Raw genomic sequence first — 13,597 nt, 5'->3', positions numbered from 1 at the left:
GGTCATCCTTTTCCCTATGCTTTGAAGCTATCTTGCCATTTCAACAAATGATTTTCCAAAAAGCGTACGAATGAATCTGAGATCTTACCAGCCAAAGCAAAAATGATGATGCCGACGAATACGATGTCCGTTTGCATGAACGAACGGGCATCCTGGATCATGAAGCCCACCCCTCTATCCGCTCCCAGCAATTCAGCGACGACCAAGCACATCCAAGCAGAACTTAATGCTAAACGGATCCCAAGCAATATATTGGGCAGGGCTGCCGGGATCATCAGCTTTGTAATTTTTTCCAGACGGCTATATTCAAGGATTCGTGCCACATCATAAAGCTTTTTATCCACATTCCGCAATCCTAAAAATGTTTGTAAATATAAAGGGAAAAAAGCGCCTAATGCAATAAGAAGCACCTTGGATAGTTCACCAAAACCGAACCACATGATGAACAAAGGTGTAATTGCAAGTAAGGGGACGGTTCGTAACATTTGGATGCTTGGGTTTAAATATTCCTCGGATTTTTTTTGCATCCCAACAATGATACCGATCAATAACCCTAAAAAACCACCCAATGCAAAGCCAAGAAGCGCCCTAGTTAGACTGATTTGTAAATGACCCGCCATTTCTCCTGATTTTACGAGGTCGATGAATGCCGTAGCGATCAAGGATGGTGATGAGAATAATTGGACCGGCAGGATTCCTGCTGAACCCAATGCTTGCCAAGCAATCAAAACCACCAAGGGCAGGAAGGTACCACGCAATGCAGACTTGGCGATTTTAGCTTGTTTTTTCCTTTCGCTCATGACAAGCTGCTCATTTTGAGCAATGGTTTGTGCAGACATTTCCATCTTCCTTTCTTGTTTCAGCGTATTTAAATGCTCCAATCTTCCTTATCCTGAGGATGATGGTCCAGCAGGTTAAGGATATGTGACCTCAATTCCTGAAAAGACTTGCTTGTTCTCGACCTTGGATATGGTATCTCGATAGGGACGATTGCCTTGATGCTTCCCGGCTTGGCATCCATGACGACCACTTTTTCCGATAAAAAAAGCGATTCATCAAGATCATGAGTGACAAGCACCATCGTTGTCTTGTTCCTTTCCCATATTTCAAGCAGCGCTTCCTGAAGATGTGTTCGCGTGAATGCATCCAATGCGCCAAATGGCTCATCCAGCAACAAAACGTCGGGATTGCGCAACAGTGCCCTGGCAATGGCCACACGCTGTGACATCCCGCCTGACAGCTGACGCGGATACACCCTCTCAAACCCTTTAAGCTTAACAAGCGCTATCAAATCGTCCACCCTCTTGCGTGTATCCTGATTTTTCAATGAAAGGTTACCTGAAATATTGTTCTCCACGTTAAGCCAAGGAAATAAGCGATGCTCCTGAAAAATGAAACCGCGGTCCTTGGACGGACCACTAACCTGATGATTCCCCACAATTATCTTGCCATCAAACTCCAAATCGAGGCCGGCGATCAATTTCAATAACGTGCTTTTCCCGCACCCGCTAGGTCCAATGATGCTAACGAATTCACCATCATTGACAGTAAGATGCAAATCTTTCAAAACCAGGATGCTTTCTTGATCATTCTTGAAGGTTTTGCTTACATGTTTGATTTCTAACGCAGATACCAATTTCCTCACCCCTTCTCGAAAAAAAAACTAGAGTTCCAGCAACGGGCGCACCATATGTCCCATTGCTAAAATCTCTAGTTAACTAGTCGATTGCTTCAATATTTCATTTTATATTAACGTATCGATTATCGAGAATCAAGATTTAATACCGATTTATTTTATCGGATTAATCACCAAAACAATTGACAGATTATTCTAACGGCTGATAAGATTCATTCATACACAAATCCATATTCATGTAAGTCATGTGAATCCACTGGACTACTGGAGATTCAATGAAGAGTATCCCGTTTACTCTTCATTGGATCTTTTTTTCGTTCATATTCTGACTATGCGAATTTGGTAAGTGTAATCAAACAAAGGGAGGGAATTCATGAGGAAATATCGTGTACATGTAACCGGGCTGCTGCTTGCGGTCCTCATCAGCACCACGGCATTGGCAGGCTGTAAATCAGATGCTGGCAAAGCTTCCGGGGAAAGTGAACCAGTCAAAGTGAGTATTGCCTTAAATGGCAAGATGGGACCGCTGGTCATTGCAAAGAATAAGGGATTGTTCGATGAAGAATTTTCCAAACTGGACGCAAAAATCTCTTGGAGTGAATTCCCGAGCGGACCGCCGCTTTTGGAATCCCTGGCCTCCAACCGGGTTGATTTGTCTTTTTTGGGGGATGGTGCACTGATTGCCGGAATTGATAAGAAACTTCCATTCGAAGTGATTGCCCAGACCGGACAGGGTGGATCCTCCGTCCGAATCATTACTCACACAGACGGTACCATTAAGCAGGTTAAAGACTTAAAGGGAAAAACGGTCGGTGTTGCCTCGGGAACTACCGGTCATGTTTATTTAATCAAGGCCTTGAAGGCTTATGGTTTAACGACGGATGACGTTAAGCTCATCAATTTGCAGCCCGATGATGCCCAATCCGCCTTCGAAACGAAACAGCTGGACGCCTGGGCGACGTGGAATCCTTATTATCTAAATAATATTGAAAAAGGAAAGGCTGTCGCACTGAACGTTAAGGGAAAAATATTGGCTCCTGGTGCAATCATTGCCCGTACAGGGTTTGCCAAAGAGCACCCGGAAATTGTCGAAGCATATTTAAGGGTTTATAAAAAAGCGGCCGATTGGCAAATTGACCATCCAGATGAAGCATCTGAAATTTATGCCAAAGCAACTAAAATGCCTGCTGCTACAGTCAAGAAAATAATAACGGCCGAAGAACCGAATATTTTCTTTACAGAGGACGCCATCAAGGCCCAGCAAGAATCGATCGATACATTGGCCAGTGTGGGCTACATCAAGCAATCATTTGATTTTCAAAATGAGATCCACAACGAATACATCAAGGAAGCATTCAACAATTAAAATCCAATATACGGGAGGAAAATGAATATGACGGAAACTAAAACACAACAAATAAAAGTGGTGCCAATAGCAGGTAGGATCGGCGCGGAAATTCGCGGAGTGCAATTAAGCGGTGACCTGGATTTGAGCTTTTTAAGTAAAATCCAGCAAGCGCTGAACGATCATAAAGTCGTTTTCTTCAAAGGGCAAGACCATTTGGATGATGCAGCTCAAGAGGCCTTTGCCAAACTTCTTGGCGATCCTTATGCACATCCTACGGTACCGGTCAAAAACGATACGAACTATATATTCGAATTGGATTCCGCACAGGGTGCGAAAGCGAACCAATGGCATACCGACGTCACTTTCGTCCCGGAAGTTCCTAAATACTCGGTTTTACGAGGGGTAACCATCCCGAAGGTTGGCGGAGATACAGTCTGGGCCAATACTAGTACGGCGTATGAAGACCTTCCCGAAGGATTGAGGAAATTGGCGGACGAACTATGGGCCATCCATACAAATGAATATGATTATGCCCAATTCAAGCAAGTCGAAAGCGCAACGGACGAAATTAAAAAGAAATACCGGGAAATATTCGAATCGACCATTTATAAAACGCGGCATCCAGTCGTCCATGTTCACGCAGAAACCGGGAAAAGGCATTTATTATTAGGTGGCTTTGCCGGAAGGGTGGAGGGCTATACAACAAGTGAATCCGAAAGATTACTAAGTATCTTTGATTCTTACGTGACCCGTTTGGAAAATACCGTGCGCTGGCAATGGAGTGAAGGAGATGTTGTCATTTGGGACAACCTAGCCACACAGCATTATGCCATAGCCGATTATGCGGACCAGCACCGTGTCGTTCGCCGAGTCACAGTTGGTAAGGAAATACCGATAAATAAGGAGAACGAATCGAGCAGGCTGCTCACTAAGAAATAACGCTCTATATACTAAAAAACACTTCTAACCTTCTGAGTAACTCATTTACTTCAAGAAGCTTAAAGTGTTTTTTGCTGCTTTCGCGATTATTTCCAGTTCCATCGTCCCAACTTTGCCTAAATACGCAAGAAAAAAGAGCTTCGGAATGGGTGTGCACCGAAACCCTTTTTTCCTTTTTAATGATCTTGAACGATTATTTCATCGATTATCCCGTAATCCTTCGCCTCATTTGCGCTTAAGAAATAATCACGATCTGTATCCTTCGCCACCTTTTCGAGAGGCTGCCCAGTCCTTTCCGAAATGATTTGGTTGATATGGTCCTTTAACTTCAATATCCTCCTGGCCGAAATTTCAATCTCCGTCGCTTGCCCCCTTGCCCCTCCAAGCGGCTGATGAAGCATGATTTCGCTATTCGGCAAGGCACACCTCTTCCCTTTCGTACCTGCCAGTAAAAGCATGGCTCCGAATGATGCCGCCATTCCCGTACATACAGTCCGGATATCCGGTTTTATATATTGCATCGTATCGTAGATGGCAAAACCGGCACTAGTAGATCCACCAGGACTATTGATGAAAATGGTAATTTCCTTATCAGGTGAGTCAGCAGCCAGAAATAACAATTGGGCTACGACACTATTGGCTAGATGATCGGTGATTTCTTCGCCAATCATGATGATGCGGTCTTTTAACAGTCGGGAATAAATATCGTACGAGCGTTCACCCTTGCCGGATTGCTCAATTACATATGGAATGGTGGTCATATCTCTTCTCCCTCCTAACAAAATGATTGGCTATGCAGCCATCGAGAGTGTGTTTGCAGGAGTGAAGGATGCTTTTGCATGCAGCGATTTGAATGATTTAGGAACCATCGATTCACTGTTCAGCGCTTTGAATGACGGGATGCTTCTAATGAGGATAGCGGGATCTTGCGCCTTCAATGCCTGTGTCATCAGTGATATAAGCCTTTGCTCTTCTTCATCTTGCCAGTTTCCTACGCCAAACGGCGTACTTTCCTCGGCATTATTGTCAAACCGCTTTTTGACCCTGTTCAAGATTGCCTTTACCGCCGATTCCGTCGTGTTCAAATAATTCGCGATTTCTTTGGAGCGATACAGAAATCCTTCCTTCAACAGAAACACGACTGCTTGCTTCGGGGTAAGGGATTTTATGAGATATTCCACCGTTTCAAATGGATTTTCCTCAATCGACGCTTGGAAATCGTTATCTTGCAGATCGCCTAGAGCTTCCTTTTTTCTTTTTCGAATCGTATCGATCCAGGAATGGCGGGCTATCGTCTTCAATAATGCCGGTGTTAGCGCCGTCTTCTTCCCATAGACCCTCATGGCCTTGATGATCGTATCGTGAGCCAGATCATCGGCATCCCAATCACTTTGCGTCAGGAACCGGCAAAACCGAAGCAATTCCGGATAAACCTTATCTAATGCCCTGTCATGATCCGTTATTTCATGATGTCCTTCCCTCAACTTCTTTATCATTTTTTTCACTCCTTCAACACCCTCTATCCTCTAAACGTTTCAAAAAGAGAAAAAGATACGGGGCGAAAAAATTCCCCAACATTATTCTTTATATTGTATTCCATTTTTTCCAGTGGATATCCTTCCATTCGAAAAACTGTTCGATGGTGCTCCCAAGACAAATCAGCAGTCGATTCTGCCGCTTTAGACGAGGCTCGACATGCCAAATTGACTTCTGGTCTCTCAAGGTGTTAACCTTAAAAAGTATACATTCAAAATACTGATTTCACTAACAAGGATGAAGGGTGATTGCATTTGCCAAAAGAACATTTAATTGACGTTCAGCCAATCAAATCATTGGAAAAAGTAGATGATATGAAATGGTCATTGAAACGACATTGCAGCGAGAGGGACTACATATTGTTCTTGTTAGGCATCCATACCGGCTTACGCATATCCGAGCTTTTATCATTGAAGGTAAAGGACATTAAAGGCAAGACGGAGGCGACCATGAAGGAAGGCAGGAAAAAGAAGCCTAGAATAATACCGCTTGATGAGGTATGCCAGGAAGTGGCAGCTTATATAGATACCATTGATGGTGTATGGCTATTTCCCTCACGTAAAGGTGACAAGCCCATTAGCAAGATACAAGCATATAGGCAGCTTAAGAAAGCTGCAGAAATGGTCGACATTGAGAGCGTAGGCACCCATACGATGCGCAAGACGTTCGGATACTGGTTCTATGAACGAACTAAGGATTTAGCAGCATTACAAGAAATCCTTAACCATTCACACCCTGAAGCAACATTAAAATACATCGGGATTCCAAATGGGGAGCAAAGCAGCTTTAATGACTATGTACTATAGGAGGACAAAAGAATAATGTCACTTACTGAATACCATGCAAAGTACGAATACATCATTCGCAGCAATATTTCCGACAGGCAAAAAGCATTGAAATTAGCCGATTTGATGAACGATATGGAAAGCCACCTGCAAAATGACATCGGGGAACATCGTAATAAAGAAGCCCATGCTTTGTATAAAAAACTCTCCCTTTTATCCAACTTGTTATAACAGGGAGCCTGCCTATGCTTTATAAGCTGGGTTAGATTATTTTCCAATTTCTCAATCCTCCATACACGCTCTGCATTGGATTACTGTTGCTAAAAACCGAACAAGATTCTTTCTCTTCCCGGAAATAAAGCCAAATCCTTATTTATATGAAATGTTGTGAAAGTACTTACCATATACAATCATATATATGTGTGTTAGGGTTAGATTAATAGAACATTGGCGTTGAATCATATTTACTCCTTTGTTGGAAGGAGAATCTTGTTAAACAAAAAAAATATGTTCATAAAAAAAGCGATAGATAATTACTTTCTAAACCTCAAAGAAGAAAACCTGAACCCAGATGAACTAATCGAATTAATTAATCATCTATCCAGGATTTATGATCGAATAGCCTAAAATGGAACTTTTCATTACAAAACTTGCGCTTCCTCAACAGAATAATCTTCAGGTATTAAATAATACTTGGGTCCTATCAGACTGTTTTTAGTCACTTCCCATTTATGGAGAGGAGACGAGTATGACAGTTGAACATATCGAGAAATTACTATCAGAATTATGTTATTTTAATGAAGTGGATATTACCCATACTTTTTCTTCCAATGGAATTCGCATTTTGCAAATAAAATGCTTAACCATACAATCACAGGATATTTTCGAATTAACTTATCCGGATAGCGATAAAGTGGATCATTTTAGTGATAAAGCGGAAGCTGCTAACGCCATTGCCCATATTATTTCTAAAGATACTCCTGCTTAGGGTATCTTTTTATTTTTTAGGCTTGCCTTGTAGTGATGGAATCGCTACTGCCACCACCTGGAGATGCTGGCGGTACTGAGCAATGGAAGATTCATGAGCAACGCGCTCGGATTTAATTTTACTGGAAGCTCCCGATGAAAGGGCTTATCATATACAGTCATGCATATCGTTGTTAAGGTTAGATTTAAAATCCGCTGCCGAAGAATTTCTTGCAGGATAAATTTGATGAAAAAGAGTGTTTTTTTAATAGAATCAGCAATTTCGCCCCTCTTCTATAAACGAATTTGAAGAGTATCATTTCAAAATTTGGAGGTAGATCCTTTATGGTAAACACCGTAAATGTTTTAAACTCAAGAGCAAAAGAAATTTCAGATAATATTTTATTTAATAAAGAGAAACTTGCATTACAACGTTTCGATTTCGATTCAAATCTTTATACGAACGACATTGCCGATCAAATTAAAACTTGGAGAGAAAAGCTGATCGATATCTACGCAATGTCCATAAATCAAGAACAGAAAAAGGTGTATGAGATCCTTCAGGCTTGGGGGAATGAAACAGTCGATTTACTGGTCAATCTCAACCTGCCTCTTGATTTGGCCATTGAAGAAGTCCGATTTTACCGAGATACAATTGGTGAAATCATAAAGGATACGGCTAAGGAATTTTCTATGTCAATTGATGACTTTTATACGATCCTATCAAACCTTGATTCTGTAATAGATAGAGCCATTCATTGGCTCAGCATTTCATATTCCAGAAGCTATTCAGCGAGGGTCACTATAGCAGAAACAACCGCTCATGACCTTTCCATCCCCATCGTACGAATAACTTCAGAGATAGGTGTGATCCCCCTCATAGGTGTCCTTGACACGCAAAGAGCCACTCACCTAATGAGTCAAGCACTTGATATGGGATCAAAGTTGAATTTAAACTATATGGTTATCGACTTATCGGGAGTACCGGTTATTGACACCATGGTCGCACAACAAATTTTTAGAGTCATTGAGTCATTGCGGCTTATCGGTATAGAAACCCGATTATCCGGCATTCGACCAGAAATTGCCCAAACAATGGTTAAATTAAATATTAAACTTAACGAAAAAACATCCTCAAGCTTACACCTGGCCATCAAAGACTTACTTTAAGTTATTTTGCACAGTATATGCTTACGTCCGGCTCTCATCAGCTTGGCAGCCGAAGGAGGAGAAACTTTATTGGCGGCACGCTTTGGGCGGGCCGCCTTCTTTTTAGGCTTGGCTAAGATTGCAGCAATTGCACCTCTTTATCCAGCAGGGTTTCCATTGAAGACGCTTTCCCGCAGGTCCCTAGCACATCTGCTTCATCACAACTCATCTATACTAAACACAAGAACAATGTACCCCTTCAAGGTTATTAGGATTGATTTAATCATTCATTATATTCCAAAGCTACAATAGTTGAATGTACAAAATAGCACTTAAATCAGTCCAACTCTCTCCTAAAGTGACACTCCAATTATTACTTAAGTTTTAAACCTTTTATTAGCAAAAAGTTCAATGTCACTGGCAGAGGAAATTCTTCCGTAATTATCTTTGTGTATGATGTGTTTTCGTTCAAATTTTATTGGCGTATCAATTCCTGCTGCAGCTGCAAGATTAAATAGTCCTTCACGAAGGGAAATTACGTAATTGGCAACTCGGTATTGTTTTTCCTCAATAACTAAACCTTCCTGTAACTTTGAATCAGTTGTCGCTACACCCGCCGGGCATTGATTTGTATGACACTTTTCTGTCATGATGCAACCGATGCTAATCATAAAGCCACGAGCAATATTGACTAAATCCGCCCCCATTGCTAAAGCAATTGCAACTTTATCTGGCGATATCAACTTGCCAGATGCAATAAGTTTAACCCTGTTACGTACACCATATTTTTTCAGCATCTCATCTACAAGTGGCAAGGCTGACATAATTGGAAGTCCAACAGCGTCTGCAAGCTCCTGATAGGTTGCCCCAGTTCCTCCTTCTCCCCCATCCACTGTAATAAAATCTGGCCCTTCACCTGTATCCCTCATAATTTTTGTCATTTCCTCAAGAGCATCAAGATCTCCCACGACAATTTTGATACCGATAGGCTTTCCGCTTACATCTCTCATTTTTTGTACAAAATCGAACAGTTCGCTAAAATTATTAAATTCATAGAATCGGTTTGGACTGTTAATTGTTTTTCCTGGTTCTACCATACGAATTTTTGCTATTTCCATTGTCACCTTCTGCCCCTCAATATGTCCACCTCTGATTTTAGCACCTTGTGCTAATTTAATTTCAAATGCCTTTACCTGTTCAATCTCACTTTTCTTTCTAAATTCTTCCCAGGAGAATTTCCCATCCGGTGTCTTTACTCCAAACAGTCCTGGACCTATCTGCATTATAATGTCGACGTTTCCAGAAAGATGGTATTTAGTAATACCACCTTCACCAGTATTCATCCAAGTCCCACCTGCCAGCCCTAATCCTCTCGAGAGTGCAGTGATTGCATTCTTCCCAAGTGCACCGTAGCTCATGGCAGATTGTCCGACAAGTCCTTTTAGTTTAAATGGCTTCTGACATGTATTTTCTCCTATGATGACAGCATCCTCCTGTCGTAAAAAATATGGTTCCATTTGTTTGATTTTCAAAATTTCTTTTCGAGTCAATAGACCTTCCTTCATTTCTTCATAAACCTTTGTATCAATTTTCTGGGAATTGTCTAACCTTAATTCTTCTCGGAGCTTTGGAAACATACTATTCTTAATATAGTAGCCAGCTTCATCGAAGTTACGTTCTGATCCAAATCCTATTACTCGACTCTTATATTTTCCTGATTTCACCACATCTTCGAATTGCTTTCTTGAAAAGGGGGTGCCCTCATTATTAGTATCAAATAAATACTGCCTAAGTTCCGGCCCAACTTGCTCAGTCAAATATCTAAGTCTTCCAATTAAGGGGAAATTCCTCAATATCGAATGCTCTTTTTGTGTATCATCCTTACGGTATAAATACGTTGCTACTGCTGCCGAACCCAAAATTGCGAATCCCTTTAAAAATGTTGGAAGGTTTTTCTTAAACTTTGACATACTATCATCCTTTCTCTTATTTGATCTTTCTTGCAAACTCTATTTGAAATGTATCTTAAAATAATACCTATTTTTAAAAAAAATATATTATTACCTATTTTCCCTTCCACTCGAGATTGTCTTTTTATTTCTACTTAATTTTATTAATCCTTCCGCTTGAATTTCAATGTCCTTTTCGGACACATATTCTTCTTTAATAATTTTCTTTTGGAAGTCTATTTGTTTTTTGTTTTTCATTCGCTTACCTCCTGTCTATATAAATTAATTTATACGGATTGCCAAACAACCCCCTTACTTTAAAGCCCCAAATTAAATTTTTTCAAAACTACCTACTTTCTATAATTTTCATTTGAACCATATTACCATTTTTTTCTTTACATGAAATTTCATTTTTAAAACGCCAAACACCAAAAATGAAACAGAAAAAGAAAAACATTTAAGTTACACAATAAAATGCGTAGCTTAAATGTTATTTTTTGTACATTATAATAACTCATAATAAGATAATCCTTTTGTTGTGAAAATCTGTCTAATCACATTTTCACGCCACTAATTTCAACATAATCTGGAATTAAATCGTCAATTTCCATTAGCTCGTAGCTGAAACAGCGGGAATGCTTTTTATAACCAGAATCTGTAAGTGAATAAAATACTCTTGTTTACATTGGCGGAAGGGGGCGAAACGGCACTCCGGAGAAACATGATTTTGAATCGGGTAAAACGATTATTTATTTCCGGATCCCTTATTATATACCGCTAACTAGGAATTTTTTACATTTTACTAAACATCATTTACATTTAGGATTCAAAAAATGAGTCCATTCCTTAATAACTCCCTACTCTAATAGAATTATTAAACAAATTATTCATGCTGCCTTTTCAACCTAATTGGCCAATCCTTTATGGGCTTACTTCTTTGCTTTTTTAAGTAATTTTTCTTTCCACTCGCGATCAGCATTTTTAATTTTATTTTTTCTCATTAATTTTCGTACTCGAATATCAATATCCTTTTCAGTCACATATTCTTCTTTGATAATCTTTTGGAAGTCCATCTGTTTTTGATTTTCATTAGCATTCCTCTCAGCATAAATGTTAATGTTTCTAATTAAGTTTCCTTTTCTTTTTTGTTAGAACATTCAGTCAATTATTCACAAAAAAAAGGCAATGCTGAGATTGTCTCAAAGCATTGACTAATCAGGGCTAAACCCCTTAGGTGATACCGGTGGCCGGGGTCGAACCGGCACTCCAGAAGAACACGATTTTGAGTCGTGCGCGTCTGCCAATTCCGCCACACCGGCATGATTTGTTGGAGTTTACAATAGTTATAAGCAAATGCTAATCACTTATTGTCCACACAATTATTAAATACCCTTTTATTAAAATAATATATTATAAAGCATTTGTCAATTGATAAATCAACTAAAAAATGAAAAGCACGTTTGATAAGTGCCTAGAATGCTTGCTATATTTGAGAATTATATTTTTCGCCCCTTAACTTTATTGAATAGTTCCAGCCACAGGCTAGTTAAATAATCTTTTGCCACTTCAAAAAAACTATCGCCCCTGTTTACCTTATATACATAAATAACTTCCCAACGGCATCGATACCCACAATATAAATCACTACATCTTTAATAGCTATAATATCGCGAGACCAAATCGCTAGTCACATCCTTCTAAATATTCAAGAATAGGCTCAATATCTAGCTTAATTATAGAAAATTTCTAATATATTTAAACTTAAAGGCACTTAATAATCGAAGTTGCTTCCCGCACGATTAGCACTCTGCTTTAGTTAATTGAATGCAAAAAAAGTCAATGCTGAGATTGTCTCAAAGCACTGACTTATAAGGGCTAAACCCTTTAGGTGATACCGGTGGCCGGGGTCGAACCGGCACTCCAGAGGAACACGATTTTGAGTCGTGCGCGTCTGCCAATTCCGCCACACCGGCATGATTGTTGGAGGCGGCAACCGGAATCGAACCGGTGGTAAAGGTTTTGCAGACCTCTGCCTTACCGCTTGGCTATGCCGCCAACGTTTTGGAGCGAAAGACGGGATTCGAACCCGCGACCCCAACCTTGGCAAGGTTGTATTCTACCACTGAACTACTTTCGCATATGGCTGGGCTAGAAGGGATCGAACCTTCGCATGACGGAATCAAAATCCGTTGCCTTACCGCTTGGCTATAGCCCATTAACGTTGTATTCATTATTGCACATTTTTTTCAAAATGGGGCGACTGATGGGAATCGAACCCACGAATGCCTGAACCACAATCAGGTGCGTTAACCACTTCGCCACAATCGCCATTATTAGATTTAAATTGGCAGGGGTAGTAGGACTCGAACCCACACCGGAGGTTTTGGAGACCTCTGTTCTACCTTTAAACTATACCCCTATAAGATGGTGGAGGGGGCAGATTCGAACTGCCGAACCCTAAGGAGCGGATTTACAGTCCGCCGCGTTTAGCCACTTCGCTACCCCTCCGGATATGGATGAAACATGGTGCCGGCAAGAGGACTTGAACCCCCAACCTACTGATTACAAGTCAGTTGCTCTACCAGTTGAGCTACACCGGCACTACTATGGTGGCTCAGGACGGAATCGAACCGCCGACACAAGGATTTTCAGTCCTTTGCTCTACCGACTGAGCTACTGAGCCAAGCAATAAAATGGCGGTCCCGACGGGAATCGAACCCGCGATCTCCTGCGTGACAGGCAGGCATGTTAACCGCTACACCACGGGACCATAGATTGCGGGGACAGGATTTGAACCTGCGACCTTCGGGTTATGAGCCCGACGAGCTACCGGACTGCTCCACCCCGCGACGGTAATAATGTTGCTATTCAGGAATCAAGTTTTCGTGTAAAGTGTTTCAAAAAGATGAAACAACTTGACCTTATGTAAAGATGGTGGAGGATGACGGGATCGAACCGCCGACCCTCTGCTTGTAAGGCAGATGCTCTCCCAGCTGAGCTAATCCTCCAATATGTTGTCTTAAATGGTGACCCGTACGGGATTCGAACCCGTGTTACCGCCGTGAAAGGGCGGTGTCTTAACCGCTTGACCAACGGGCCAGATATAAATGGCGGAGAGCAAGGGATTTGAACCCTTGAGACAGGGTTACCCGTCTACACGATTTCCAATCGTGCTCCTTCGGCCACTCGGACAGCTCTCCATTTATGGCTCCGCAGGTAGGACTCGAACCTACGACCGTTCGGTTAACAGCCGAATGCTCTACCACTGAGCTACTGCGGAACAATATAA

Annotated in this window: 12 protein-coding genes and 16 tRNA genes; 6 read left to right on the top strand and 22 right to left on the bottom strand. The window is 41.2% G+C overall.

The window, feature by feature from the left end; translation table 11 throughout:
* Positions 1–14: 14 nt before the first annotated feature.
* A complete protein-coding gene (locus tag QNI08_RS15915) occupies positions 15–845 on the bottom strand; it encodes an ABC transporter permease (RefSeq protein WP_483313788.1) in 831 nt (276 codons plus the stop codon).
* Between the two features lie 23 nt (positions 846–868).
* On the bottom strand, positions 869–1,636 hold the full coding sequence (locus tag QNI08_RS15910; RefSeq protein ID WP_285768380.1) for an ABC transporter ATP-binding protein: 768 nt from the start codon (positions 1,634–1,636) through the stop codon (positions 869–871).
* A 373-nt stretch (positions 1,637–2,009) separates the two neighbouring features.
* Between QNI08_RS15910 and QNI08_RS15905 the strand changes: the two genes are divergently transcribed.
* Together QNI08_RS15905 and QNI08_RS15900 are read left to right on the top strand one after the other, a co-directional pair.
* Positions 2,010–3,002 (top strand): ABC transporter substrate-binding protein, encoded by a 993-nt coding sequence (locus QNI08_RS15905; RefSeq protein ID WP_285768379.1) that lies wholly within the window; start codon positions 2,010–2,012, stop codon positions 3,000–3,002.
* Positions 3,003–3,029: 27 nt separating this feature from the next.
* Positions 3,030–3,923, top strand: coding sequence for a TauD/TfdA dioxygenase family protein (locus QNI08_RS15900; RefSeq protein ID WP_285768378.1), 894 nt, complete (start codon positions 3,030–3,032; stop codon positions 3,921–3,923).
* Positions 3,924–4,099: 176 nt separating this feature from the next.
* On the opposite strand, the gene clpP is transcribed toward QNI08_RS15900, so the two are convergent.
* Both clpP and QNI08_RS15890 read right to left on the bottom strand, forming a co-directional pair.
* The gene (clpP, locus tag QNI08_RS15895; RefSeq protein WP_285768377.1) at positions 4,100–4,684 is read right to left on the bottom strand and encodes an ATP-dependent Clp endopeptidase proteolytic subunit ClpP; all 585 of its coding nucleotides are present in this window, start codon (positions 4,682–4,684) and stop codon (positions 4,100–4,102) included.
* 30 nt (positions 4,685–4,714) lie between these two features.
* Positions 4,715–5,419, bottom strand: a complete 705-nt coding sequence (locus QNI08_RS15890) for a sigma-70 family RNA polymerase sigma factor (RefSeq protein WP_285768376.1) — start codon at positions 5,417–5,419, stop codon at positions 4,715–4,717.
* 354 nt (positions 5,420–5,773) lie between these two features.
* On the opposite strand from QNI08_RS15890, the gene QNI08_RS15885 reads away from it, so the two are divergent.
* The 4 genes from QNI08_RS15885 (at position 5,774) to QNI08_RS15870 (ending at position 8,380) form a co-directional block, all read left to right on the top strand.
* Positions 5,774–6,265 carry a tyrosine-type recombinase/integrase gene (locus QNI08_RS15885; protein WP_285768522.1) on the top strand — a complete coding sequence of 164 codons (492 nt, stop codon included), beginning with the start codon at positions 5,774–5,776 and terminating at the stop codon, positions 6,263–6,265.
* 15 nt (positions 6,266–6,280) lie between these two features.
* Positions 6,281–6,475: a hypothetical protein gene (locus QNI08_RS15880; RefSeq protein ID WP_285768375.1), complete on the top strand. Its 195-nt coding sequence runs from the start codon at positions 6,281–6,283 to the stop codon at positions 6,473–6,475.
* 517 nt (positions 6,476–6,992) lie between these two features.
* Positions 6,993–7,232, top strand: coding sequence for a hypothetical protein (locus QNI08_RS15875; protein WP_285768374.1), 240 nt, complete (start codon positions 6,993–6,995; stop codon positions 7,230–7,232).
* A 323-nt stretch (positions 7,233–7,555) separates the two neighbouring features.
* Positions 7,556–8,380, top strand: coding sequence for an STAS domain-containing protein (locus QNI08_RS15870; RefSeq protein WP_285768373.1), 825 nt, complete (start codon positions 7,556–7,558; stop codon positions 8,378–8,380).
* Positions 8,381–8,736: 356 nt separating this feature from the next.
* Here the strand turns inward: QNI08_RS15870 and QNI08_RS15865 are convergent, their stop codons facing one another.
* The 18 genes from QNI08_RS15865 to QNI08_RS15780 all read right to left on the bottom strand — a co-directional run bounded on the left by QNI08_RS15865 (position 8,737) and on the right by QNI08_RS15780 (position 13,588).
* Positions 8,737–10,329: an FMN-binding glutamate synthase family protein gene (locus tag QNI08_RS15865; protein WP_285768372.1), complete on the bottom strand. Its 1,593-nt coding sequence runs from the start codon at positions 10,327–10,329 to the stop codon at positions 8,737–8,739.
* Between the two features lie 90 nt (positions 10,330–10,419).
* The gene (locus tag QNI08_RS15860; protein WP_285768371.1) at positions 10,420–10,566 is read right to left on the bottom strand and encodes a hypothetical protein; all 147 of its coding nucleotides are present in this window, start codon (positions 10,564–10,566) and stop codon (positions 10,420–10,422) included.
* A 980-nt stretch (positions 10,567–11,546) separates the two neighbouring features.
* Positions 11,547–11,627, bottom strand: a tRNA-Leu gene (locus QNI08_RS15855).
* Positions 11,628–12,200: 573 nt separating this feature from the next.
* Positions 12,201–12,281, bottom strand: a tRNA-Leu gene (locus QNI08_RS15850).
* Between the two features lie 8 nt (positions 12,282–12,289).
* Positions 12,290–12,363: transfer RNA gene (locus QNI08_RS15845), tRNA-Cys, on the bottom strand.
* Positions 12,364–12,370: 7 nt separating this feature from the next.
* Positions 12,371–12,445: transfer RNA gene (locus QNI08_RS15840), tRNA-Gly, on the bottom strand.
* A gap of 3 nt (positions 12,446–12,448) precedes the next feature.
* Positions 12,449–12,523 (bottom strand) — tRNA-Gln (locus QNI08_RS15835).
* 37 nt (positions 12,524–12,560) lie between these two features.
* Positions 12,561–12,636, bottom strand: a tRNA-His gene (locus QNI08_RS15830).
* Between the two features lie 17 nt (positions 12,637–12,653).
* A tRNA-Trp gene (locus QNI08_RS15825) sits at positions 12,654–12,727 on the bottom strand.
* 6 nt (positions 12,728–12,733) lie between these two features.
* Positions 12,734–12,816: transfer RNA gene (locus QNI08_RS15820), tRNA-Tyr, on the bottom strand.
* A 16-nt stretch (positions 12,817–12,832) separates the two neighbouring features.
* Positions 12,833–12,908, bottom strand: a tRNA-Thr gene (locus tag QNI08_RS15815).
* 7 nt (positions 12,909–12,915) lie between these two features.
* Positions 12,916–12,991: transfer RNA gene (locus QNI08_RS15810), tRNA-Phe, on the bottom strand.
* Between the two features lie 11 nt (positions 12,992–13,002).
* A tRNA-Asp gene (locus tag QNI08_RS15805) sits at positions 13,003–13,078 on the bottom strand.
* A gap of 5 nt (positions 13,079–13,083) precedes the next feature.
* Positions 13,084–13,157: transfer RNA gene (locus QNI08_RS15800), tRNA-Met, on the bottom strand.
* 83 nt (positions 13,158–13,240) lie between these two features.
* Positions 13,241–13,316 (bottom strand) — tRNA-Val (locus tag QNI08_RS15795).
* A 16-nt stretch (positions 13,317–13,332) separates the two neighbouring features.
* A tRNA-Glu gene (locus QNI08_RS15790) sits at positions 13,333–13,407 on the bottom strand.
* A 9-nt stretch (positions 13,408–13,416) separates the two neighbouring features.
* Positions 13,417–13,508, bottom strand: a tRNA-Ser gene (locus QNI08_RS15785).
* 5 nt (positions 13,509–13,513) lie between these two features.
* Positions 13,514–13,588: transfer RNA gene (locus QNI08_RS15780), tRNA-Asn, on the bottom strand.
* Positions 13,589–13,597 lie beyond the last annotated feature (9 nt).

The sequence above is a fragment of the Peribacillus folii genome (genome assembly GCF_030271255.1).
In the GTDB taxonomy this organism is placed as follows: Bacteria; Bacillota; Bacilli; order Bacillales; family DSM-1321; genus Peribacillus.
The sequence above is the reverse complement of the archived record's forward strand: the minus strand, read 5'-3'. Positions and strand labels throughout refer to the sequence as shown.